Below are 22,122 nucleotides of genomic sequence, written 5' to 3' on the forward strand. Positions count from 1 at the left end.
GTCAGTCATAAAACCACACCAGAAAAGAAATCATTCTTTGAGGACGGAGAATCAATGAAAAAGCGCGTCGCTTTCGCCATGACGGCAGTGGGCCTTGCAGCCGCTACCGCCGCCCACGCCCAGAGCAGCGTGACCCTGTACGGGATCGTCGATAACGGTCTGGCTTACCAGAACAACTCGTCGGCAGTCGGTGCAACGTCGGGCGGTCACTCGAAGGTGCAGATGTCCACCGGCGTGTGGGCAGGCAGCCGCTTCGGCCTGAAGGGCAGCGAAGATCTCGGCGGCGGCACGAAGGCGATTTTCCAGTTGGAAGCCGGCGTCAACACGGCTAACGGCTCGTCGCAGTGGACCAACGGCATCTTCACGCGTCAGGCGTGGGTGGGCCTGACCAACAGCACGTACGGTACGCTGACGGCCGGCCGCCAGTACACCGCGTACTACACGCTGCTGTCGCCGTACAGCCCGACGACCTGGCTGACCGGCTACTACGGCGCGCACCCGGGCGATATCGACTCGCTGGATACCAGCTACCGCGCGAACAACTCGCTCGTCTACATGTCGCCGAAGTTCTACGGCTTCACGGTCGGCGGTTCGTACTCGTTCGGCGGCGTCGCAGGCGCGACGAACCGCGGCTCGACGTGGAGCGCGGCGATCCAGTACCTGAACGGCCCGGCAGGCATCGCGGTCGGCTACCAGAAGGTCAACAACTCGACGCTCGGCGGCGGCGTGTGGGGCGCGAACTCGACGGTCCAGAACGGCCTGACGGCATCGGGCGACGGCAACCAGCCGGCCGTGTCGTCGATCAACAACGGCTATGCCACCGCGCAATCGCAGCAGCGTATCGCCGTGACGGCGGGCTACCAGTTCACGCCGGCATGGGACATTTCGGCGTCGTACTCGAACGTCCAGTACACGCCGGGCGTCGGCTCGTCGTTCCGCAACACCGCAATCTTCAACACGGCAGGCGCCGTGCTGCACTGGAAGGCGGCTGCCCAGTGGGACTTCGCGGCAGGTTACTCGTACACGGCGGCAACGCAGTCGAACGGCATCACCAGCTCGGCCAAGTACCACCAGGTCACGCTGTCGCAGTACTACAGCCTGTCGAAGCGCACGGGACTGTACGCGGTTGAGGCTTACCAGCACTCGAGCGGCAACACGCTCAACGCCGGCAAGATCATCGCTGCAACGACGTCGATCGGCGACGGCGTGGGCGCGGGTTCGAAGCAGAACCAGATCGGCGTCGGCGTCGGCCTGATCCACCGCTTCTGATGTCGCGCGGCGCGCGAGCGCCGCTTGCGGCATGCGGTATGAGAAACCGGCCTTCGGGCCGGTTTTTTATTTGCGTGACGCGTTGCACGTATCGCGGGTTCGGTCATCGGCGGGTATCGAATGGAAGCGGGCCGCGATGGCGGCCGAACCCGATACGTGCGCCGTTCATACGATGCATCGCGTGTAGGCCGGCAGTGTCCGGCCCGCGCTAGTGTCGTCCGGTCGTCGACTCCGCAGCATCGTCATCCGTCCAGCTTCCCGCCAGCGCCTGAAACAGCGCCGCCGTATCGGCGAGGCGGTCCGCTTGCGCGCGCGTCCGGTCGAGCGCCGTCTGCAGCGTCTGCCGCTGCGCGTCGAGCAGGTCGAGCGTGCTGATCCCGCCCGCCGCATAGCGCTCACCGGCAATCCGGTTGCTGGCCGCTGCTTCCTGCGCGGCCGTGTCTCGCGCCTGCAGTTCAACCGCGTCGTGCTCGACCGCACGCATCGCGTCGGCCACCTGCTGCAGCGCTTCCAGCACGGTTTCCCGGTAACTCGCGAACGCGGCGTCGTATGCCGCTTCGGCCGCACGTTTCTTCGCGCGCAGCTCGCCGCCGTGAAAGAGCGGTTGCGTCAGGCCAAGGCCGACGTTCCACACATTGAGCCCGCTCACGAGATCCGCGATGCGCGTGCGCTCCGAGCCGATCCCCGCCGATATCGACAAGCGCGGATACAGGTTCGCGGTGGCCACGCCGACGTTCGCGCTCGCCTGGTGCAGCACGGCTTCGGCGGCGCGGATGTCGGGGCGTTCGCGTGCGAGCGTCGACGGCAGCGCAACGGGCAGCGTGCGCGGCAGCGCGAGCGCATCGAGCGTGAGGTCGGGCAGCATCGTGTCGGCGGGCGGCGCGCCGAGCAGGATCGCGAGCCGGTGGCCCGACTGCGCGAGACGGGCCGCGAGCGGCGGCAGCGACGCCTGCGTCTGCGCGAGCAGTGCGCGTTGCGCATGCACGTCGGCTTGCGATACGCCACCCGCCGCGAAGCGCGCTTCGACGATGCGCAACTGTTTCGTCTGCGCGTCGATCAGTTGCTGCGTGAGCGCGACCTGTTGCGCAAGCGATGCACGCAGGATCGCGGTCGCGACGACGTTGCCCGCGAGCGTCAGGCGCGCCGCGTCGAGCATGTACGCCTGGTAGTCGACCTGCGCGCGCAGCGCTTCGAGCGCACGCCGGTTGCGGCCGAACACGTCGAGCACGTACGACACGCTCACCGACGCGTCGTACAGCGTGAACGGCCCCGGGCTGGGCACGCTGGCCGGCAGCCCGAACGCGGTCGTATCGACTTGCTCGCGCGTGGCGGACAGGCTCGCGTCGACTTTCGGCAACATCGTCGCTCCGGTTTCGGCCGCATGGTTCTGCCGCGCTTCGTCGAGCCGCGCGCGGGCGGCGGCAAGCGTCGGGCTGTTGCGCCACGCGATGTCGACGAGCCGGTTCAGTGGTTCGGCGCCGAACTGCGTCCACCAGCGTCGCGGCGTGTGCTCGGCCGCTGCGAACGTCTGCGCGTCGCCGGCCGGCCCGGCAGCGGCGGCCGTCGTCGCGGGCGGCTCGCCGTGCGTGTAGTGCTGCGCGGCAGGCGCATCGGGCGCGCGGAAATCCGGCCCGACCGCGCATCCGGCGACGAGCAGCGCGGCGGCGGCCAGCGTGCAGCGGTGGGCGGCGTGGGCGCGGAGACGTGAAGCGGGTTTCATCGCACGGCCCCTAATCGAGCGTGCGCCGGTAGAAGCGCAGCGCGATGCCCATCACGACGACGGTGAACAGCGCGACCGGCCACACCGACGGCCACAGGTCGCTCCAGCCGTTGCCTTTCAGCAGGATGCCGCGCACGAGCCGGTTGAAGTACGTGAGCGGCAGCAGGTTGCCGATGAGCTGCGCCCACTTCGGCATCCCGGCGAACGGGAACATGAAGCCCGACAGCAGGATGTTCGGCAGGAAGTAGAACACCGCGAGCTGCATCGCCTGCAACTGGTTCTGCGCGAGCGACGACAGCGTGATGCCGACCGTCAGGTTCGCGGCGATGAACAGTAGCGCGGACAGATAGATCGCGAACACGCCGCCGACGAACGGCACGTGAAACACGAACCGCGCGGCCGCGAGAATGATCGATACCTGGATCAGCCCGATGAACACATACGGGACGATCTTGCCCGTCATCACCTCGAGCGGCCGCACGGGCGTCGCGAGCAGGTTCTCCATCGTGCCGCGCTCGCGTTCGCGCGTGATCGCGAGGCCCGTCATCATCACCATCGTCATCGTCAGGATCACGCCCATCAGGCCCGGCACGACGTTGTACTGCGTGATGCCCTCGGGGTTGTAGAGCCGGTGCAGCACGACGTCGAACGCGGCCGGGCGACCGTTCAGGTGCGCGAGCGGCCCGGTCAGGTCCTTGTCCGCGACGGGCTGCACGAGGCCCGGCAGCGCGCCGATCGCGGATGCGGTCGCGACAGGATCGGTCGCGTCCGCCTCGACGAGCAGCGACGGACGCTCGCCGCGCAGCAGCCGCCGCGAGAAATCGGCCGGCACGTTCAGCACGAACTGCACGTCGCCGCGTGCGAGCGCATGCCGGCCGGCCGCTTCGTCGGGCAGCGTCTGGACGATGTCGAAGTACGCGGAATTGCGCATCGCGGCGATGAAGCTGCGCGCGAACGGGCTCGAATCGGCGACGATCACCGCGGTCGGCAGATGCTTCGGATCGGTGTTGATCGCGAAGCCGAACAGCGCGAGCTGGATGATCGGCACGCCGACGATCATCGCGAACGTCACGCGGTCGCGCCGCAACTGCAGGAATTCCTTCAGCACGATGCTCCACCAGCGCGCGACCGAGAACGTGTCGCGCAGGCGCGTCCGCGCGTTCATGACGACGCTCCGCCGGGCGGCGCGGACGCGCGGCCCATCATGTAGATGAAGACGTCTTCGAGACCGGTGTCGATCGGCGCGATCTGCAGCTCGCCACGCCCGTCGGCGTGCGCGGCGAGCTGCGCGAGCGTCGCGTCGAGCCGCGCGCGATCGCGGCCGCTCACGTGCAGCGCCGAGCCGAACACGACCGTCTGCTCGACGCCGGGCAGCGTGCGCAGCCGGGCGGAAAGGTCGCTCAGATGCGCGCCGGTGATCGCGCGGGTCACGAGCCCCTGCGACGCGACGATCTCGGCCGACGTGCCCTGCGCGAGCAGCTCGCCGTATGCGATGTACGCGAGCTTGTGGCAGCGCTCGGCCTCGTCCATGTAGTGCGTGCTGACGAGCACCGAGATCCCTTGCGCGGCCAGCCGGTGCAATTCCTCCCAGAAGTCGCGGCGCGCGGCCGGATCGACGCCGGCGGTCGGCTCGTCGAGCAACAGCAGTTCGGGCTCGTGCAGCATGCACGCGGCCAGCGCGAGGCGCTGCTTCCAGCCGCCCGACAGCGCGCCCGTGAGCTGGTCCGCGCGGCTCGCGAGGCCGAGTCCGTCGAGGGCGCGCGCGACGGCCGCGTTGCGGTCGGGCATCCCGTACACGCGCGCGACGAAATCGAGGTTCTCGCGGATCGACAGGTCTTCCCAGTACGAGAAGCGCTGCGTCATGTAGCCGACGCGCCGCTTGATCTGCGCGCTGTCGCGCACGATGTCGTAGCCGAGGCAGGTGCCGCTGCCCGAGTCGGGCGTGAGCAGCCCGCACATCATCCGGATCGACGTGGTCTTGCCGCTGCCGTTCGGCCCGAGAAAGCCGAAGATCTCGCCGCGCGCGACGCGCAGCGACACGTCCTTCACGACGTGCTTGTCGCCGAACCGCTTGTTCAGGCGGTCGACGTCGATCGCATACGGGGCGGCCGGCGCGTTCATCGCACGCTCACGGAGACGGGCTGCCCCGGATGCAGCTTCGGCGCATCGGCGACGGCGGGGCGCGCCTCGATCATGAACACGAGCTTGCTTCGGCTCTCGTTGCTGTAGATCACCGGCGGCGTGTATTCGGCCTCGCTCGACACGTAGGTGATGTGCGCGGGCACGTCGGCTGCACAGCCGTCGCAGCGGATCGCGACCGTGCGCCCCGGGGCGAGCGATGTAACGGCGGCCTCCGGCACGAAGAAGCGCACCTTCAGGTTTTGCGGCGGCAGCATCTGCACGACCGGATTGCCGGCCTGCACCCATTCGCCGACGCGGTACAGCGTGTCGTACACGCGCCCGGCGGCGGGCGCGGCGACGCGCTTCTGGTCGAGTTTCCATTGCGCTTCGGCCACGGCCGCCTGCGCGGCGTCGACCTGCGCGGCCTGCGCGGCGACCTGCTGTGTGCGGCCCGGCAGGCGCGCGACGTCGACCTGTTGCTGCAGTTCGCGCATCTGCGCGGCGGTGGTTTGCGCGGCCGTGCGCGAATCGTCGAGCTGCTGCTTCGACAGGCCGCCGGCCGCGTACTGGCGTTCGTCGCGCTCCAGTTGCGCGGCGGCTCGCGCGGCCTGCGCGGTGGCCTGGGCGAGCTGCGCCTGCGTGACCGCGATTTCCGGCGGGCGCTTGCCCGTCCGCAGGTCGGCAAGCTGCGCGCGGGCGGCCGCGAGCTGGTGCTGTGCCTGCAACAGCGCGGCGGTTTCGCTGACGGCCTCGAGCGAGAAGGCCGGCGCGCCGGCGGCGACGGTCTGGCCGCGCGCCACCGACAACTGCGTCAGCGTGCCCGATTGCGACGACGACAGGTACACGAATTCGCCTTCGACATAGCCCTGGTAGGTGCTGCCGTCGTTCGTCGGCCGGTGGCAGCCGGCGAGCAGCGCGGCGACGGCGGCCAGCGCAAGCGGCGGCCACAGCGACAGCGGGCGGCGCGGGTTCACGACGGCCTCCGCGGCGAACGTGCCCGCGTGCGACGCACAGCGGCCGGCGGCTGCATGCCCGAACCGAGCAGCGCGCGGACATGCCGGTGCAGCACGTCGCGGTCGATCGGCGGCAGGCCGCGCGCGCTTTGCCACAGCTTCGCGGTCGCGAGCGGCAGCATCACGAGCGCGATGATCGAATGGAACAGGAACGCCGGTTCGAGCGCGGGGTTCAGCGTGCCGGCCTGCTGCGCGCCGCGAATGCGTTCGGCGAAGCGCCCGACGTGTTCGAGCGGAATACGCCGCAGCATCCGCTCGCGGAGCAACCCGCCTTCGTGGACGATCTCGCGCAGCCAGATCGACGGCAGCCACGGCATGCGCTGCGTGACGTCGAAGAAGCGATCGACGAGTTCGGCGACGAGCGCGAACGGATCGTTTTCGATCTGCGGCTCGGTCGGCCGCCACACGAACGCGATCACCTGCGCGAGCCGCTCCTCGACGATTGCGTCGAGCAGTTGCTCTCGATTCGTGAAGTAGTAGTGGACCATCGCGGACGTGGCGCCGGCGGCGGCGGCGATCTGGGCGACGGTCGTCGCGGCGATGCCGCGCTCGGCGAACAACTGCATCGCGACGTCGAGCATGTGGTCGCGCAGGTCGAAATCGTCGACCGACGGGCGGCGCCCGCGCGGCCTGGCGACGGTGGATTTCGCGTTCATGAAATCGACGCTAATTGATGAGTTAGTTAATTTCAAGGAAGGGTTTTCGCCCGGATCGACCGCGATCGGGCGCGCGTCGAGCGGGGGCGGGCGCAGGCCGTGACGGGGTGGGGCGTGGCGCGGCGCCGGAGTGTAGGGAGCGGCTAATGGAGAAACGGCGGGAACCCGGCGGGGAGCGGGGCAGCGTGGAACCGGCGCGAACCCCGGTCGACAAGCGCAAGGGCGCGTGCGTCGACGACGGCACGCGCCCCGGAACGCGGTGAGGTTACTGATCGATCGGCGACGTGAGCGGCACGTTTGCGCCGGTCAGCCCGAACACGACGATCTGCGCGGGCTCGGTCGCGCTCGCGTTGCGCGACACCTGATGGCGCGAGCCCGGCGCTTCGTACCAGCCTTCGCCGATGCGGTAGCAATGGAGCGGGCCGTCGTTCACCTGCGACAGCACTTCGCCTTTCGACACGACCGCGAACACCGAGCCGAGGTGCCGGTGCGCGTCGGAAGCCTGCCCCGGCGCATAGTCGACGATCGCGACGACGGCGAGCTTGCCCGGCGCTTCGGGCACGGCCTGCCGCATGATCGTGTGCACGTTGTCGGCGGCGTCGTGCGCGCGGGCGGTGCCCGGCAGCAGCGCGGCGCCGGCCGCGAGCCATGCGCCGACGGCGGCGCGACGGAGCGTGGCGCGAGTCATCGTCGTCCCCTCACTCGGGCATCTTGCGGAACGCGATCGCGAAGCGGTTCCACGAGTTGATCGTCGCGATCAGCATCGACAGGTCGAACAGCTCCTCGTCGGTGAAGTGCGGCTTCACGGCTTCCCACACGGTGTCGGGCACGTGGTTGCCGGCGACCAGCGTCAGTGCCTCGGTCCATTCCAGCGCCGCGCGTTCGCGCTCGGTGAAGAACGGCGTCTCGCGCCACGTGACGACGGTGGCCAGGCGGCGCTCGGTTTCGCCGCCCTTGCGCGCGTCGGCCGTGTGCATGTCGACGCAGAACGCGCAGCCGTTGATCTGCGACGCGCGCAGGCGCACGAGTTCGGCGAGCGGCTTCTCGATCGTGCATTTCGCGAGGAATTCCTCGGCGTTGCGCATCACCTTGATCGCATTCGGGCTGGCGGCATAGAAGTTCAGGCGCGGTTGCATGGCAGGTCCTCTTTCGGTTGGAGCGCACGGTGGCGCGACAGGACCCACTTTAGGACGCACGCTGGTCTGCTTGAATGGCCAATTTCAGGAAAATTCAGGTAACCAGTGCCGGGCCGCCGCCGGGGCCGGAACCCAGCAGGCCGGCCAGCGCAGCGAGCGCCGTGTCGATGCGCAGCGTGTCGATTCCGCCATAGCCGAACAGCAGCCCCGGCCGCACCGGCACGCCGACGTGGAACGCCGAAATCCCGTACAGGCCGATGTCCTGCGCACGGGCCGCGCGGACCAGCGCCGCTTCGTCGAGCCCCGGCTTCAGCCACGCGGCGAGGTGGATGCCGGCGGTCGGCACGATCGCGTCGAACCACGGTGCGAGTTCGCCGCGCAGATGCGCGATCAGCATCTTGCGGCGCGCGTCGTAGTGCTTCTGCACGCGTTTCAGGTGCCGCGCGAAATCGCCTTCGAGCACGAAGCGCGCAAGCGCCGCCTGCGTCAGCGTGCAGGTGTGCCAGTCGACGATCTGCTTCGCCTTGGCCAGCGCGCCGCGCAGTGCGCGCGGCGGAATCGCGTAGCCGATCCGCAGTTCGGGAAAGATCGTCTTCGAGAACGTGCCGACATACGCGACGAGGCCCGTGCGGTCGAGGCTCTTCAGCGATTCCACCGGCCGGCCCTCGAAGCGGAATTCGCCGTCGTAGTCGTCCTCGATGATCACCGCGCGGCGGCGCTGCGCCCATTCGAGCAGCGCGACGCGCCGGTCCAGCGTCATCGGCATTCCGAGCGGGAACTGATGCGACGGCGTGACGTAGACGAGGCGCGCGTCGTCGGGCAGCCGTTCGGTGACGAGGCCGTGCGCATCGACCGGCACGCCGATCACCGTCGCGCCGAGCGACGCGAATGCGGCGCGCGCGGGCGGGTAGCCGGGGTCCTCGACCGCGACCACGTCGCCGGGCCGCACGACGACGCGCGCGATCAGGTCGAGCGCCTGTTGCGCGCCATGCGTGACGAGCACGTCGTCCCAGCCGCACGCGACCGCGCGGCTGAACGCGACGTAGCGCGCGATCGCGCCGCGCAGCTGCGGATCGCCGGCCGGGTCGTGGTATCGCGCGGGGCCGCGCATCTGCTGGCGCAGCGCGTGATGCAGGCAGCGCCGCCATGCGTCGAACGGGAACAGCGCCTTGTCGGTCACGCCGCCGCGGAAGTCGAACCCGGGCGAATCGTGCAGTGCGGGCATCGCGAGCGCGTCGGGCAGGTCGTCCCACAGCGTGCGCGCATCGACCGCGTCGACGCGCGGGGTGGCGTCGACCAGCGACGGCGCCGACATCGCCGCGGCATGCGGCACGCGCGCGAGGCCGTCGGCGACGAACGTGCCGTCGCCCGCGCGTGTATTCAGGTAGCCCTCGGCGACCAGACGTTCGAACGCGTCGAGCGTCGTCTTGCGCGATACGCCGAGCTGTTTCGCGAGGTCGCGCGTCGACGGCAGCCGTGCGCCGCCGGCGAGCCGCCCGTCGACGATCGCGGTGCGCAGTTGCCGGAAGATTTGCCCGGTCAGGTCGCGACGGCCTTCGATGCGGATCGCGATGTCCATTGCAGTGGTTACCTTGATTGCGTTGATTTCGTGTCGAGTAGCATACCGGAAGCCGACCGAGGCGGTGGCGCGCCGGCGTGCTTTCACGGGTCGCCGCGGCGCACGAAATCGGCCACGCCGGCCCGGCGATCGCATCATCGGCATCCACCGCCCGCGTCACCCGATTGGACCTCGGCCCGCCGCTGTCTTACGATCCACGACACCCCCACACCGGAGCGAGCCCATGCTGTCCGACGACGAACTTGCGCTGCTCGACGCGATCCGGGCCACCGGCAGCCTGTCGCGCGCGGCCGCGCGGCTCGGCAAGGCGCCGTCGACGGTGTCGCACGCGGCGCGCCAGCTCGAAACGCGTTTCGACGCGCTGCTGTTCGACCGGCGCGGCTACCGGTTGCAGCTCACGGCGGCCGGACAGTTGCTGACCGACGAGGCGGCGCGCCTCGCGCTGGACGTCGCGCGGCTGACGCAGCGCGTGCGGCAGGTCGCGAGCGGCTGGGAAGACCGGCTGTGGATCGTCAGCGACGAGGTGCTGGAGTTCGACACGCTGCTGCCGGTGATCCGTGCGTTCGACGCGCTCGACTCGGGCGTGTCGCTGCGTTTCACGCACGAAGTGCTCGGCGGCACCTGGGAAGCGCTGCGCGACGGCCGCGCGGATCTGATCGTCGGCGCGACCAACGAGCCGCCGGCGATTCCGGGCCTCAAATGGTTCGAGCTGGGGGCGATGGAGTGGGTGTTCGCGGTGTCGCCGCGTCATCCGCTGGCTTCCGCGAGCGACGTACTGACGCGCGATGCGATCGGCGCGCATCGCGCGGTCGTCGTCGCCGATTCGTCGCGGCGCGCGGCCGGCCGCGTCTACGGACTGCTCGGCGGGCAAGCCGTGCTCGCGGTGCCGTCGATGCGCGCGAAGATCCTCGCGCAGCGCGACGGACTCGGCGTCGGCTGGGTGCCGCGCCGGCGCGTGGTGTCGCTGCTGGCGCGCGGCGATCTCGTCGAAAAGCAGACGGCCGATCCGCGCGAACCGAACGTGCTGTACGTCGCGTGGCACGGCGACCGCGACGGTCGCGCGCTGCAGTGGTGGGTGGAGCAATTGCGCGAACCGAGGCTTGCGCAGCGGCTGCTCGACGGGATCGACGTGGCCGGCTGACGCGGCGCGGAACAGCGCGACGAAATCGTCCCGCCCGAACATGTTCGAAAATATCGAACGTGTTCGCGCCGCCCGTCGCACGGCAATCCCGGGCGCCGCGCGCATCCTGTGTTCACGGTCAACTCACCGGTTCACAGGAGAACATCATGCAACGCTTCGAAGGAAAGACGGTCCTCGTCACGGGCGGCAACAGCGGCATCGGCCTGGCGGCCGCCAGGGCATTCGCGGCCGAAGGCGCGCGGGTCATCATCACCGGGCGCGACGCGCAGACGCTGGAAGCCGCACGGCAGACGCTCGGCGCAGACGCGCTCGCGATCCGCAACGAGGCCGGCAGCGTCGCGTCGGCCCGCGCGCTGGCCGATGCGATCGCGTCGGCGGGCGCGCGGCTCGACGCGGTGTTCATCAACGCCGGCGTCGCGAAACTCGCGCCGTTCGCCGACAGCGACGAGGCCATGTGGGATCTCGTGTTCGACACCAACGTGAAGGGCGCGTATTTCCAGATCCAGTCGCTGGTGCCGCTGCTGAACTGCGGCGCGTCGATCGTGATCAACGGCTCGATCAACGCGCACATCGGAATGCCCGGCTCGTCGGTGTACGCGGCGAGCAAGGCGGCCGTCAATTCGTTCGCGAAGACGCTGTCGACGGAGCTGCTGCCGCACGGTGTGCGCGTGAACGTCGTGAGCCCCGGGCCGGTTCAGACGCCGCTGTACGGCAAGCTCGGACTCGATGCGGCCACGCTCGACGAGACGGCCGGGAAGATCAAGGGCCTCGTGCCGATCGGCCGGTTCGGCACGCCGGATGAAATCGCGTCGACGGTGCTGCACCTGAGCGCGCCGGAGTCCGCGTTCATCGTCGGCGCGGAGATCATCGCGTCGGGCGGGATGGGATTGCTCTGAGCCGTGCCATCGGCGGGGCCGCACCCGGCCGGCGCAACGCCGGGCGGACGGTCCCCGTCCGATGCGGAACGGGGCGCGCGTTCGAACCGTACTACCGCGCCGGGCAGGCGCTACGCGCGTCGCCGCCGGCTTCGAGTTGCGTCACCGTGAGCCCCGAGAACGTCGCGTGGCCGTGCTCGGCGAACACGGCGACGCGGTCGGCGTCGAGCGGCGGAAAGATCAGGTCGGTGAGCGTGACGCGACCGCCGTTCGCAAACACTTCGACCGACCCGCGATCGATGACGATGTCGAGCCGCAGTTGCCCGTGTTCGAGCGGCAGGTCGACGATGTGCTCGCGGCTGAACGTGCCGGTGAAATTCGTTTCGCCGGACTGCGAGCGGTCGAGCGTCAGCGTGCGTTTCGCCGTGTCGTACACGATCCGGGTGCCGGTCGTGCCGTCCGCCGAGCGCCGCACGATCAGGCCCGCGCGCGCCGCGCGCTGCGGCGCGATCGTCACCGTGATGCGTTGCACGACACCGCGAGTCGCCGCCGCCAGCTCGCGCGTGGCGGACTCGACCGCCAGCTCGCCTTCATGCACGGCGGGCCGGCCGTCCGCCCATGCGTCGAACGCGGCGGCCGGCGTGACGACGAGTTGCGGTTCGCCGTCGATCGTCTTCAGCGCCAGTTCGCGAGGCAGCGTCGTCGCGCCGCGCCACGGCGTCGTCGGCACCTTCGCCGCGTAATCCCAGTTGCTCATCCACGCAATCGCGACCGGCCGTGTGCCCGGCGCGCCCGAGAACGTGCCGGCGGCATAAAAGTCGGCGCCGTGATCGACCCAGCGGAATCGGGCGGGATCGGAACCGGCCGGCGCGACGCGATCGGGCGTGAATGTGCGGCCGTCGAAGCTGCCGACGAAATACATCGCACCCGAGCCGCCCGCGATCGACCACGGATTCACGTTGACGATCATCACCCACTTGATGCGTCGAACATCGCCGTCGAGCGGCAGCGGCACGAGGTCGGGCATCTCCCACAATGCGCCCGCATGCGGCACGTCCGGTAACGTGAAGTCGCTCAGGAACGACCAGTGGATCAGGTCGTCGGAGCGATAGAGCTTCACGACGTGCGCATCGGCGACGACCGTCGTCATCAGCCAGTAGCGTCCCGGCGCGTACCACGACACCTTCGGGTCGCGGAACTGCTTCGATTCGGGGTCGAGCGTGAGCACGGGGTTGTGCGCGTAGGGCTGCCACGTCGCGCCGTGGTCGACGCTGTAGGCGAGCGACTGCGCCTGCGTGCCGGGCACGTGACCCGAGCCGCCCTGGTAGACGCTCGTGTAGAGCGCGACCAGCGGCGTTCGTCCGGGCGACCCGAGGCCGGACGTGTCGTGCGTGTCGGCGACGATCGAGCCGGAGAAGATTTCCTCCGTGGCGTTCGCGCGCATCGCGACCGGCTGCTCGCGCCAGTGCACGAGATCGGTGCTGGTCGCGTGGCCCCAGGACATGTTGCCCCAGTCGTTGCCGACCGGATTGTACTGATAGAACAGGTGGTAGCGGCCGTTGTCGTAGACGAGCCCGTTCGGATCGTTCATCCAGTTGCGCTGCGGCGTGTAATGCAGCGCGGGGCGCCATTGTGGCGTGCCGTTGTCGGGCGATGCGGCGCAGGTCGCGGCCGATGCGTGCATGCAGGCCGCGCCCGCCGCACCGGCGAGCAGCAGCCGGGCGACCCGGAAGGAAAAGCGGAAGAACGTCGATGTCATGCGGGGGTCCGTGCTTCGTCGTGCGAAGCGGGAAAGGAGGGCGCATGCCGCTTTCGACGGCGGCACGCGCGATCTGCGGAAGAAAAACGGCGGCGCGCACGCGACACGCGCGATGTGCGCCGCCTCACTGCTTGCGGGCGGTGCCCGCTGCAGCCGTTACGGACGGGTGCCCGGGCCGTCGTTGTGGCCGGCGCCCGTCGCGGGCAGGTTCGCCGGGATGTCGCCGTAACCGCCGAGCCCGCCGCGCCCGTACGCGCGGTCGACCGCCGTCGACGTGCCGGCGATGTTGACCTTCACGGTCGGCGCGAGCGTGCCGCCGCGCCGCGCGCCGATCGCATCGATGAACGATTCGACGAGCCCGCCCGGCATCACGTAATGCGAATACGACTGGAATTCGCGCGGGTTCTGGTTCGGATCCTGCGAATACGGTGCGCCGGCCGGTGCGGAGAAATCGGTCGGGTTGCCGAGCACGAGGCCGCTGCCGCCGTTCAGCGGCTGGAAGTCGCTGCGGATGCCGTTGCCGACGAAGCCGTACACGCCGTCCGGCCCGTCGACGCCCGCGGCCATCGTCGTCCGGTGGCTGATCGTGAACAGGTAGTACTTGCCGTCCTTCAGGTAGATCTGCGGGCGCTCGGTCTGGTCGTCGACGCAGTTCGCCGACAGGATCGGCGGCAGGAACTTCCATTCCGTCAACTGCGGGTTCGTCGCGACCGCGAGGCCGACATTGGCCTTTTGATACACTGCGCCCGAATTCATCACCGCGTTGAGATCTTCCTTGTACGGATCGTTCGGCGCGTAGCCGAGATCGGCCTCGGTGCAGGTGCGCGCGCCGCGCTGGCCGCCCGTATTGCCTTCGAACACCATGTAGGTCTTGCCCGGGTGCGCGGGATCGGTGAACACGAACGGATCGCGGAACGAGAAGTAGGTGTTCTGCTGGCCCGTCTGGTAGTAGTTGCCGTCCGGCTGCAGCAGCGCCTTGTGATCGTCGAAACCGCTGAACCATACGTGCTTGTCGTCGGCGTGGATGTGGCCGTCGGCGCGCGTGATGATCGCCTGCGGCGGCGTGATGTCGGCCCCGCCGGGCGCCGAGCGGTTGAACGACGTCGCGGTGTAGTAGAGGCTGACGTTGTCGCCGTGCGTGAGGCGCGCGGAGCCCGACCATTCGGCGTTGTTGGTCATCGGCGAGGTACCGAACACCTTGACGCTCGCGCCGTCCGGGAACAGGTGGCCGCCCCAGGTCCAGCCGCCGTTCGCCGGGCGCTGCGATGCGGGGATGCCCGCGCGGCGGTAGAAGAAGCCGATGCGCGCATGGACGTGGCGGTCATCGAACGTGTAGCCCGCATGCGGATCGGCGGTGAGCGAGAAGATCACTTCCCAGCCCTTGTAGCTGAGCTGGTTCGCGCGCAGGTCGGCCAGCGGCCAGGTATCCCAGACCCACACGTTCGAATTGATCAGCGGGAAATCCTGCGGGATGTCCGGCATCGTCAGTGCTTGCGGCAGCGAGTTCCGGTCGGCGCCCGCCGTATGCGACTGTGCGACGATCTGGCGGATGTCCGCGCGGGTCCAGCGCATCGTGAAGTTGCCTTCGGGATCGTAGGCCTGCTGCGTATGCGGGGTGGGCGCGGGGGCGCCGGCGCTCTGCGCGTGCGTGACGGACGAAGCGGACGCGAAGGCGGCCAGTGCCGCGCCAGCGAACAGCAAACGTTTGGCCGCGGTCGCGCGGCAAAAGGGAAAGTATGTCATCTCGACGTTGTTTCAGTTGACGGTGAAAGGGAACGGCAGAAGGTGGCATCGATGTCCAAACCGGTTTGGATGCTATTTCAAACCGGTTTGGAACGCAAAAGATATTTATTTGACGGTAATGCTTACCCAATGGAAATAATTACCCGATTCACGGCGGCCGGGCGGACCGGCGAATGCGAGGCGCGACGGTGAAGGTGAATCTGAAGGCGCTGTCGGATGCGCTCGGGCTGTCGCGCACGACGGTCAGCCGCGCGTTGAACGGTTACGACGACGTCAGCGAGGCGACGCGCGAACGCGTGGCGAAGGCTGCAAGGGAAATGGGCTATGTCGCGGACCCGACCGCGCGCCGGCTCGCGACCGGGCGGGCGGACGTGATCGGGATCGTCTATCCGTTCGGCGCGGGCGATCTCGGCGATCCGCGTTTCGGCGAGGTCGTCGCGGGCATCACCGAGCGGCTGGCCGAGCGCAATCTCGACTTCATCATCGCGTCCGCGCGACCGAATGCGGAACTGGACACCTATCGGCGAATGGTCGACGGCAAACTCGTCGACGGGCTGATCGTCGCGCGCACGCTGGTCGACGATCCGCGCATTGCGTACCTGCAGTCGAGCGCGTTTCCGTACGTCGCGTACGGCCGCACGCAAGCCGCCGAGCCGTACGCGTGGTTCGATTTCGACAACGAGGCGGGGGCACGCGGTGCCGTCCGTCGGCTGACCGGTTTCGGGCATCGGCGCATCGCGATGATCAGTGCGCCGCTCGCGCTGAATTTTGCCGCGCAGCGTCGCGCAGGCTATCTGTCGGCATTGCGCGAAGCCGGTATCGAGCCGGATCCGGCGCTGCTCGTCGAGTGCCCGCTGACGCACGACGGCGGGTTGCAGGCCGCGCGGGCGCTGCTTGCCCGCGCCGAGCGGCCGACGGCGCTGCTGGTCGACAACAATATCGCGGGCAGCGGCGCGTTTCGGGCGCTCGTGGACAGCGGACTGCGCCTGGGGCACGACGTGTCGCTGATCGTCTATGACGGCGTGCCGCCGGACCTCGCGCATCCGCATCGCGTGACGGCGGTCGTGCAGCCGACCGGGCACGCGTCGGGGCGCGCGCTCGCGGAGTTGATGCTGAAGCGGCTGGACGACGGCACACGCGCGCATCGGCTCGAAGCGCCGGTCATCGAAGCCGGCGATACCGACGGCCCGCTGCGCGGTTAGCCGGCGCGACGAATCCGGGCAGGGCGCGATCGGTGGCGAAGGTTGCCGGATCGCGCCCGGCCGAAAAGGCCATGACGCGGGCAGGGATGAATGCCCGTTCTCTAGACGACCGGTCTAATCTGCGGATATCATCCGGCCTGACGAATGCGACGACGCCTCCGGCTCGGGCAACGCGGACGCGAAAATGCCATATCGCGCTGCGATGCTGAGCGTGCAACGAGACGCCGTCGTTTTTTTCGGATTATTCCTAGACGACTGGTCTAATAGGATCGTCCGGTATTTTGGACCCGCGAGCGGCACGTTGACGCGCGGTATCTGACTAACCGACAGGCGCGCCGCGCCGGCCGATACCGGTCGCGCGACCCGTTCCCCCATTTTCGAAGGAGTGTCCGATCATGAAGATTCTGGTTGTCCTGACCTCGCACGACACGCTCGGCGACACCGGCAAGAAGACCGGCTTCTGGCTCGAGGAACTGGCCGCGCCGTACTACACGTTCAAGGATGCGGGCGTCGAGCTGACGCTCGCATCGCCGAAGGGCGGCCAGCCGCCGCTCGACCCGAAAAGCAGCGATCCGACGGCCCAGACCGACGCGACGCGCCGCTTCGACGCCGATCCGGCGGCCAAGGCCGAACTCGCGTCGACGCGCAAGCTGGCCGACGTGTCCGTGGACGACTACGACGCAGTGTTTTACCCGGGCGGCCATGGCCCGCTGTGGGATCTCGCGGAGGATCTGCATTCGATCGGCCTGATCGAGCGCGCACTCGCAGCCGGCAAGCCGGTCGCGGCCGTGTGCCACGCGCCGGGCGTGCTGCGTCACGTGAAGCATTCGCAGACCGGTGAATCGGTCGTGCGCGGCAAGCGCGTGACGGGCTTCACCAACAGCGAGGAAGCGGCCGTCGAACTGACGGAAGTCGTGCCGTTCCTCGTCGAGGACATGCTGAAGACCAACGGTGCGCAATTCGAGCGCAGCGCCGACTGGGCGCCGCATGTCGTCACCGACGGGCTGCTGATCACGGGGCAGAACCCCGCGTCGTCGGAGCCCGCCGCCGAAGCGCTGCTCGCGCAGCTCGGTCGCCGTTGAGCCAAGGGCGCCGGCCGGGCCGGCGCCTCGTCGTTATCCGTCGCGGGGCAGCGCAAGCGCACCCGCGACGGCCCGAATCGTTTCGCCGTGCATGCCGCACGGCTGGTTTCCAGTCATTTTGCAGTACCAAGCAAAGGAGTCGTGGATGTCTGCCCTGTTCGAACCGTTCAAACTCAAGGATGTCACGCTGCGCAACCGTATCGCGGTGCCGCCGATGTGCCAGTACGTCGCCGAGGACGGCGTCGTCAACGACTGGCATCACGTGCATCTGGCCGGCATCGCGCGCGGCGGCGCGGGCCTCGTGATCGCCGAGGCGACCGCCGTGTCGCCGGAAGGCCGTATCACGCCGGGCTGCGCCGGATTGTGGAACGATCGGCAGGCCGAAGCGTTCGCGCCGTCGGTCGCGGCGATCAAGGCGGCCGGCGCGGTGCCCGGCATCCAGATCGCGCACGCGGGCCGCAAGGCGAGCGCGAACCGTCCGTGGGAAGGCGACGACCATATCGCCGACGGCGATCCGCGCGGCTGGCAGACCATCGCGCCGTCGGCCGTGCCGTTCGGCGCGCATCTGCCGAAAACGCCGCGCGCGATGACGCGCGACGACATCGCACGCGTGCAGGCCGATTTCGTCGCATCGGCGAAGCGCGCGCGCGACCTGGGCTTCGAATGGCTCGAACTGCATTTCGCGCACGGCTATCTCGCCCAGAGCTTCTTCTCGGTGCATGCGAACCGGCGTGACGACGAATACGGCGGTTCGGCCGAGAACCGCGGCCGCTTTCTCGTCGAGACGCTGGCGGCCGTGCGCAAGGTCTGGCCCGAGCATCTGCCGCTGACCGCGCGCCTGGGCGTGATCGAATACGACGGCCGCGACGAAGAGACGCTCGCCGAGTCGATCGCGCTCACGCAGCGGCTGAAGCAGGAAGGGCTCGACATGCTGAGCGTATCGGTCGGTTTCTCGACGCCCCACGCGCAGATTCCGTGGGGCCCGGCGTTCCTCGCGCCGGTCGCCGAGCGCGTGCGCCGCGAGGCCGGGCTGCCGGTGTCGTCCGCGTGGGGGATCGACACCCCGCAACTCGCGAACCGCGTGGTGGCGGAAGAACAGCTCGATCTCGTGATGGTCGGCCGTGCGCATCTGGCCGACCCGCACTGGCCGTACTACGCGGCCAAGCAGCTCGGCGTCGAACGCCCGTCGTGGACGCTGCCCGCGCCGTACGCGCACTGGCTCGAACGTTACCGGACCGCCGACAAGGTGGCCTGAACGGGCATCGCGCCCGGGCGGCGCACGCACGATATGCGCCGTCCTTTCGGCGCCGATGGATAGAATGGCGGTTCGTGCAGGCCGGTGGCTTGCGCGAACCGCCATTTTTTCATTTCGACCGAGGTGTCATGAGCGCACATGTCCCGTCGTCTCACGAGCCCGCCGCGCGCCCGCGCGTGCAGCAGGTGTCCCGCGCCGTGCTGTATGCGGCGCTGCTGGTGATCGCGCTGTGGGTGATCCGCGATTTCATTCCTGCCATCGCATGGGCCTGCGTGATCGCCATCGCGATGTGGCCGATGCTCGGACGCTTCGAGTCGCACCGGCTGTTCCGCCATCGTCCGACGCTGATCGCGATCGTGATCACGACGGGGATCTCGTTGCTGGTCGTGCTGCCGGTGGCCGTCGCGGCCACCCAGGCGGTCGCGCAGGTACACGACCTGCGCGAGTGGCTGCGCACGATCCAGGACAACGGCATCCCGGTGCCGGACGTGGTCGCCCGGCTGCCTTACGGCGCCGCGCAGATCACCGAATGGTGGCAGGCCAACCTCGGCCATCCGCTGCACGCGTCCACCGCGATGCACAGTGTCAACGGCGAGAAATTCATCGCGTTCGGGCGGCAGTTCGGCACGAAGCTCGCGCACGCGCTGCTCGAATTCGGCTTCATGCTCGTCACGCTGTTCGTGATCCTGCGCGCCGGCCACAAGCTGTCGGGCGCGTTGCTGCAGGGCGCGCGGCGCGCGTTCGGACGCAGCGGCGCGGAGCTGATCGAGCGGATGGTCGCGGCCGTGTTCGGCACGGTGACGGGGCTCGTCGTCGTCGGGCTCGGCGAGGGCGCGCTGCTCGGCATCGCGTATGCGCTGGCCGGCGTCCCGCATGCGGCGCTGCTCGGCCTCGTCACGGCGGTCGCCGCGATGCTGCCGTTCTGCGCGCCCGTCGTGTTCTGCGGCGCGGCGCTCTGGCTGTTCGTGCAGGGCGCGACCATGTGGGCGATCGTCGTGGCCGTGCTCGGGTTCGTCGTCGTGTTCGTGGCCGAGCATTTCGTGCGGCCGGTGCTGATCGGCGGCTCCACGCGGCTGCCGTTCCTGCTCGTGCTGTTCGGCATCCTCGGCGGCGCCGAGACGTTCGGGCTGATCGGGCTGTTCGTCGGCCCCGCGCTGATGACGGTGCTGACGATGCTGTGGGCCGAATGGATCGCATGACGACGCGCGTTCAGGCGCGCATCGGCCGCCGCGGCGGGCGACGATCCGGCGGGTGCGCAAGCCTGTAATGCAGCGATTCGGATAAAGATCTCTACATTTCTTTTCGATCCGGACCCAAAGGTCGAGTAGCATGGGGTTTTCGATCGCGCCGGCACGGCGCAGCAGATTTCCCAAGCATGCGATTGATTCCGTTTGCCCGTCCCGCAGCGACGCTGTCCCTGGCCGCCAGCTGCCTGATGTTGCACGGCTGCGCGTGGTTCGACTCGTGGCTGCCATTCTCGTACTCGCGCACGCCGCTTGCGCGGGCCGCGTCGCGGCATGGCGCGACGCGTGCCGACGTCGTCCGCGCGGCCGGCAATCCGCGCAGCGTCTGGATGGTCCGCAACGGCAGCGGCGTCTGCTACAACTACTTCATCGAACACGACCACGATCACCGCGAGTATTTCGTCGTGTTCGACAAGGCCGGCGTCGTGACCCAGCACGGCTTCGATTCCTGCATGAACGCCGACCGCAAGGGTGTGCTCCAGCAAGGCAAGGCCGCGTCGCGCTAGCGCGGCGGCCTTGCCCGCCCGTCGTCACGCGATCGTGTCGACCACGCCGCCGTCCACCCGCAACGCGGCGCCCGTCGTCGCCGACGCGAGCGGCGAGCACACGTAGACCACCATATTCGCGACTTCCTCGGGCGTCGCCGGCCGCTGGATGATCGAGCTTGCGCGCTGGTTGCGTACGAACTCCACGGCCACGTCGTCGATGCTGCGGCCGGTTTCGTCGGCCGTTTCCTTCAGTAGCGCCCGTACGCCGTCCGACATCGTCGGCCCCGGCAGCACCGAGTTGACCGTTACGCGAGTGCCGGCCGCGAGCTTCGCGAGGCCGCGCGCGATCGACAGTTGCGCCGTTTTCGTGAATCCGTAATGAATCATGTCGACCGGGATGTTCAGGCCCGATTCCGACGAAATGAACACGATGCGACCGGCATTGCGTTCGATCATCCCTTTCAGGTAATGCCGCGCGAGGCGCACGCCGGACATCACGTTGGTCTGGAAATAGTGGTCCCATTCGGCGTCGTCGATGTCGAAGAACGCCTTCAGGCCGTAGATGCCCGCATTGTTGACGAGGATGTCGGCCGCGGGCGTGTGCTGCGTGATGCGCGCGACGCCGGCCGCATCGGAGAGGTCGGCGGCGATGCCGTCGAAATCCGCGTCGGGGACGGCGGCGCGCAGTTGCGCGAGCGCGGCCTGGACCGACGCGTCGCTGCGGCCGTTGACGACGACGCGCGCACCGGCGCGCGCGAGCCCTTCGGCGATCGCGAACCCGATACCGGCGGTGGAGGCGGTGACGACCGCGGTCTTGCCTTTCAGATCGATGTGCATGAGCGTGACGGAAGAGGAGTGAACGGGAACCGCCGCGGCTGTCGCGGCGGATGAAATTCAAAGCTTAGGCGAAACGGCGCGATCCGGTTGCGCGGCGCCCCGCAGTCTTGTACGGTGTGCGTTCGCCGTCCGAACCGGGAGCCCGCCGCGTGAGCCGTACCGCCAACCGATCCGTCGATCCGTCGCCGTTCTGGCGGGATGCCGCGTTGCCGTTCATCGAGGCGCGCACCGTCGACGACGGTCGCGCGATCTGCTACGCGAAGCACACGCACGACACGTTTTCGGTGGGCGCGATCGTCGGCGGCACGAGCACCTACGTGAACGGCGCGACGAAGGCGCACGTCGGGCGCGGCGTGCTGGTGATCATCGATCCGGAGCAGGTGCATGCGTGCAATCCGTACGGCCCCGACGCGTGGGCCTACCGGATGGTCTATGTCGACGTGCCGTGGCTCGCGCGGCTGCAGCATTCGCTGGGTCGCGACCCGAACGGCGATTTTCACGGCTTTTCGACGAAGTTGACCGAACGGCACGACCTGTTCGCGCAGTTTGGCGGCTTCTACCGCACGCTCGTCGCACCCGGCGTCGATCCGCTCGGCAAGGAGAGCGCGGCGGTCGAATTTTTCACCGTGCTGCACGGCGCGCTCGATCGCGAGCCGGCCACGCCGCGCGCCGGCGACGACAACGCCAGACTCGCGCGCGCGGCCGACTACATCGCCGCCCATTGCCGCGAGGGCGTCACGCTCGATGCGATCTGTGCAGCGGCCGACCTGTCGCCGTCGTACCTGATCCGCGCATTCAACGCACGCTACGGCATGACGCCGCATGCGTTCCTGATCGATCGCCGCGTGCAGTACGGCCGCACCGAGCTGCGTCGCGGCCGGCCGATCGCCGACGTCGCGCTCGACGCGGGCTTTGCCGACCAGGCGCATTTCCAGCGCGCGTTCCGGCGCATCGCGGCCGCGACGCCCGGCCAGTACCGCAGCGCGACGAACTGAGCGACAA

At 69.0% G+C, this 22,122-nt stretch carries 20 protein-coding genes; 9 read left to right on the forward strand and 11 right to left on the reverse strand.

Features of this window, described 5'->3' with window-relative positions; genetic code table 11:
* The first annotated feature begins 54 nt into the window (after positions 1 to 54).
* Positions 55 to 1,269 (forward strand): porin, encoded by a 1,215-nt coding sequence (locus tag WJ16_RS25410; protein WP_069259796.1) that lies wholly within the window; start codon positions 55 to 57, stop codon positions 1,267 to 1,269.
* 208 nt (positions 1,270 to 1,477) lie between these two features.
* On the opposite strand, the gene WJ16_RS25415 is transcribed toward WJ16_RS25410, so the two are convergent.
* The 8 genes from WJ16_RS25415 to pdxR all read right to left on the reverse strand — a co-directional run bounded on the left by WJ16_RS25415 (position 1,478) and on the right by pdxR (position 9,494).
* On the reverse strand, positions 1,478 to 2,989 hold the full coding sequence (locus WJ16_RS25415) for an efflux transporter outer membrane subunit (RefSeq protein ID WP_069259797.1): 1,512 nt from the start codon (positions 2,987 to 2,989) through the stop codon (positions 1,478 to 1,480).
* 10 nt (positions 2,990 to 2,999) lie between these two features.
* Entirely contained in the window at positions 3,000 to 4,154 is a 1,155-nt protein-coding gene (locus WJ16_RS25420; RefSeq protein ID WP_069259798.1) for an ABC transporter permease, read from the reverse strand.
* Positions 4,151 to 5,110 carry an ABC transporter ATP-binding protein gene (locus WJ16_RS25425; protein WP_069259799.1) on the reverse strand — a complete coding sequence of 320 codons (960 nt, stop codon included), beginning with the start codon at positions 5,108 to 5,110 and terminating at the stop codon, positions 4,151 to 4,153. Before WJ16_RS25425 ends, WJ16_RS25420 begins: the two co-directional genes overlap by 4 nt.
* The gene (locus WJ16_RS25430) at positions 5,107 to 6,084 is read right to left on the reverse strand and encodes an HlyD family secretion protein (RefSeq protein WP_069259800.1); all 978 of its coding nucleotides are present in this window, start codon (positions 6,082 to 6,084) and stop codon (positions 5,107 to 5,109) included. Before WJ16_RS25430 ends, WJ16_RS25425 begins: the two co-directional genes overlap by 4 nt.
* Positions 6,081 to 6,779 (reverse strand): TetR/AcrR family transcriptional regulator, encoded by a 699-nt coding sequence (locus WJ16_RS25435; protein WP_069259801.1) that lies wholly within the window; start codon positions 6,777 to 6,779, stop codon positions 6,081 to 6,083. The genes WJ16_RS25430 and WJ16_RS25435 overlap by 4 nt, the downstream gene beginning before the upstream one ends.
* 265 nt (positions 6,780 to 7,044) lie before the next feature.
* A complete protein-coding gene (locus WJ16_RS25440) occupies positions 7,045 to 7,467 on the reverse strand; it encodes a cupin domain-containing protein (protein WP_069259802.1) in 423 nt (140 codons plus the stop codon).
* A gap of 10 nt (positions 7,468 to 7,477) precedes the next feature.
* Complete coding sequence (locus tag WJ16_RS25445; protein WP_069259803.1) at positions 7,478 to 7,915, reverse strand: carboxymuconolactone decarboxylase family protein; 438 nt, start codon at positions 7,913 to 7,915, stop codon at positions 7,478 to 7,480.
* A 94-nt stretch (positions 7,916 to 8,009) separates the two neighbouring features.
* The gene (pdxR, locus tag WJ16_RS25450) at positions 8,010 to 9,494 is read right to left on the reverse strand and encodes a MocR-like pyridoxine biosynthesis transcription factor PdxR (RefSeq protein ID WP_069259804.1); all 1,485 of its coding nucleotides are present in this window, start codon (positions 9,492 to 9,494) and stop codon (positions 8,010 to 8,012) included.
* 223 nt (positions 9,495 to 9,717) lie between these two features.
* On the opposite strand from pdxR, the gene WJ16_RS25455 reads away from it, so the two are divergent.
* Both WJ16_RS25455 and WJ16_RS25460 read left to right on the forward strand, forming a co-directional pair.
* Positions 9,718 to 10,635 (forward strand): LysR family transcriptional regulator, encoded by a 918-nt coding sequence (locus WJ16_RS25455; protein WP_069259805.1) that lies wholly within the window; start codon positions 9,718 to 9,720, stop codon positions 10,633 to 10,635.
* A gap of 146 nt (positions 10,636 to 10,781) precedes the next feature.
* Positions 10,782 to 11,531, forward strand: a complete 750-nt coding sequence (locus tag WJ16_RS25460) for an SDR family oxidoreductase (protein WP_069259806.1) — start codon at positions 10,782 to 10,784, stop codon at positions 11,529 to 11,531.
* Positions 11,532 to 11,622: 91 nt separating this feature from the next.
* Here WJ16_RS25460 and WJ16_RS25465 read toward each other — a convergent pair whose 3' ends face one another.
* Together WJ16_RS25465 and WJ16_RS25470 are read right to left on the reverse strand one after the other, a co-directional pair.
* The gene (locus tag WJ16_RS25465; protein WP_069259807.1) at positions 11,623 to 13,269 is read right to left on the reverse strand and encodes a glycoside hydrolase family 32 protein; all 1,647 of its coding nucleotides are present in this window, start codon (positions 13,267 to 13,269) and stop codon (positions 11,623 to 11,625) included.
* 156 nt (positions 13,270 to 13,425) lie between these two features.
* Positions 13,426 to 15,012, reverse strand: coding sequence for a glycoside hydrolase family 68 protein (locus WJ16_RS25470; RefSeq protein WP_069259808.1), 1,587 nt, complete (start codon positions 15,010 to 15,012; stop codon positions 13,426 to 13,428).
* A gap of 173 nt (positions 15,013 to 15,185) precedes the next feature.
* Here WJ16_RS25470 and WJ16_RS25475 point away from each other — a divergent pair, with 173 nt between their 5' ends.
* The 5 genes from WJ16_RS25475 to WJ16_RS25495 all read left to right on the forward strand — a co-directional run bounded on the left by WJ16_RS25475 (position 15,186) and on the right by WJ16_RS25495 (position 20,301).
* Positions 15,186 to 16,214 (forward strand): substrate-binding domain-containing protein, encoded by a 1,029-nt coding sequence (locus WJ16_RS25475; protein ID WP_069259809.1) that lies wholly within the window; start codon positions 15,186 to 15,188, stop codon positions 16,212 to 16,214.
* 395 nt (positions 16,215 to 16,609) lie between these two features.
* Entirely contained in the window at positions 16,610 to 17,296 is a 687-nt protein-coding gene (locus tag WJ16_RS25480) for a type 1 glutamine amidotransferase domain-containing protein (protein ID WP_069259810.1), read from the forward strand.
* Positions 17,297 to 17,441: 145 nt separating this feature from the next.
* Positions 17,442 to 18,551 (forward strand): NADH:flavin oxidoreductase/NADH oxidase, encoded by a 1,110-nt coding sequence (locus WJ16_RS25485; RefSeq protein WP_069259811.1) that lies wholly within the window; start codon positions 17,442 to 17,444, stop codon positions 18,549 to 18,551.
* A 128-nt stretch (positions 18,552 to 18,679) separates the two neighbouring features.
* Complete coding sequence (locus WJ16_RS25490) at positions 18,680 to 19,750, forward strand: AI-2E family transporter (RefSeq protein WP_069259812.1); 1,071 nt, start codon at positions 18,680 to 18,682, stop codon at positions 19,748 to 19,750.
* A gap of 176 nt (positions 19,751 to 19,926) precedes the next feature.
* On the forward strand, positions 19,927 to 20,301 hold the full coding sequence (locus tag WJ16_RS25495; protein WP_069259813.1) for a hypothetical protein: 375 nt from the start codon (positions 19,927 to 19,929) through the stop codon (positions 20,299 to 20,301).
* Positions 20,302 to 20,325: 24 nt separating this feature from the next.
* On the opposite strand, the gene WJ16_RS25500 is transcribed toward WJ16_RS25495, so the two are convergent.
* On the reverse strand, positions 20,326 to 21,120 hold the full coding sequence (locus tag WJ16_RS25500; protein ID WP_069259814.1) for an SDR family NAD(P)-dependent oxidoreductase: 795 nt from the start codon (positions 21,118 to 21,120) through the stop codon (positions 20,326 to 20,328).
* Between the two features lie 149 nt (positions 21,121 to 21,269).
* Here WJ16_RS25500 and WJ16_RS25505 point away from each other — a divergent pair, with 149 nt between their 5' ends.
* Positions 21,270 to 22,115 carry an AraC family transcriptional regulator gene (locus tag WJ16_RS25505; protein ID WP_069259815.1) on the forward strand — a complete coding sequence of 282 codons (846 nt, stop codon included), beginning with the start codon at positions 21,270 to 21,272 and terminating at the stop codon, positions 22,113 to 22,115.
* Positions 22,116 to 22,122: the final 7 nt, after the last annotated feature.

The sequence above is a fragment of the Burkholderia metallica genome (assembly GCF_001718555.1).
Lineage (GTDB): Bacteria > Pseudomonadota > Gammaproteobacteria > Burkholderiales > Burkholderiaceae > Burkholderia > Burkholderia metallica.

Excerpts from the sequence above, each read along its gene's own strand:
- WJ16_RS25410 (WP_069259796.1), top strand. The coding sequence starts at position 55 with ATGAAAAAGCGCGTCGCTTTCGCCATGACGGCAGTGGGCCTTGCAGCC.
- WJ16_RS25415 (WP_069259797.1), bottom strand. The coding sequence starts at position 2,989 with ATGAAACCCGCTTCACGTCTCCGCGCCCACGCCGCCCACCGCTGCACG.
- WJ16_RS25420 (WP_069259798.1), bottom strand. The coding sequence starts at position 4,154 with ATGAACGCGCGGACGCGCCTGCGCGACACGTTCTCGGTCGCGCGCTGG.
- WJ16_RS25425 (WP_069259799.1), bottom strand. The coding sequence starts at position 5,110 with ATGAACGCGCCGGCCGCCCCGTATGCGATCGACGTCGACCGCCTGAAC.
- WJ16_RS25435 (WP_069259801.1), bottom strand. The coding sequence starts at position 6,779 with ATGAACGCGAAATCCACCGTCGCCAGGCCGCGCGGGCGCCGCCCGTCG.
- WJ16_RS25440 (WP_069259802.1), bottom strand. The coding sequence starts at position 7,467 with ATGACTCGCGCCACGCTCCGTCGCGCCGCCGTCGGCGCATGGCTCGCG.
- WJ16_RS25445 (WP_069259803.1), bottom strand. The coding sequence starts at position 7,915 with ATGCAACCGCGCCTGAACTTCTATGCCGCCAGCCCGAATGCGATCAAG.
- pdxR (WP_069259804.1), bottom strand. The coding sequence starts at position 9,494 with ATGGACATCGCGATCCGCATCGAAGGCCGTCGCGACCTGACCGGGCAA.
- WJ16_RS25455 (WP_069259805.1), top strand. The coding sequence starts at position 9,718 with ATGCTGTCCGACGACGAACTTGCGCTGCTCGACGCGATCCGGGCCACC.
- WJ16_RS25460 (WP_069259806.1), top strand. The coding sequence starts at position 10,782 with ATGCAACGCTTCGAAGGAAAGACGGTCCTCGTCACGGGCGGCAACAGC.
- WJ16_RS25465 (WP_069259807.1), bottom strand. The coding sequence starts at position 13,269 with ATGACATCGACGTTCTTCCGCTTTTCCTTCCGGGTCGCCCGGCTGCTG.
- WJ16_RS25470 (WP_069259808.1), bottom strand. The coding sequence starts at position 15,012 with ATGACATACTTTCCCTTTTGCCGCGCGACCGCGGCCAAACGTTTGCTG.
- WJ16_RS25475 (WP_069259809.1), top strand. The coding sequence starts at position 15,186 with ATGCGAGGCGCGACGGTGAAGGTGAATCTGAAGGCGCTGTCGGATGCG.
- WJ16_RS25480 (WP_069259810.1), top strand. The coding sequence starts at position 16,610 with ATGAAGATTCTGGTTGTCCTGACCTCGCACGACACGCTCGGCGACACC.
- WJ16_RS25485 (WP_069259811.1), top strand. The coding sequence starts at position 17,442 with ATGTCTGCCCTGTTCGAACCGTTCAAACTCAAGGATGTCACGCTGCGC.
- WJ16_RS25490 (WP_069259812.1), top strand. The coding sequence starts at position 18,680 with ATGAGCGCACATGTCCCGTCGTCTCACGAGCCCGCCGCGCGCCCGCGC.
- WJ16_RS25495 (WP_069259813.1), top strand. The coding sequence starts at position 19,927 with ATGCGATTGATTCCGTTTGCCCGTCCCGCAGCGACGCTGTCCCTGGCC.
- WJ16_RS25500 (WP_069259814.1), bottom strand. The coding sequence starts at position 21,120 with ATGCACATCGATCTGAAAGGCAAGACCGCGGTCGTCACCGCCTCCACC.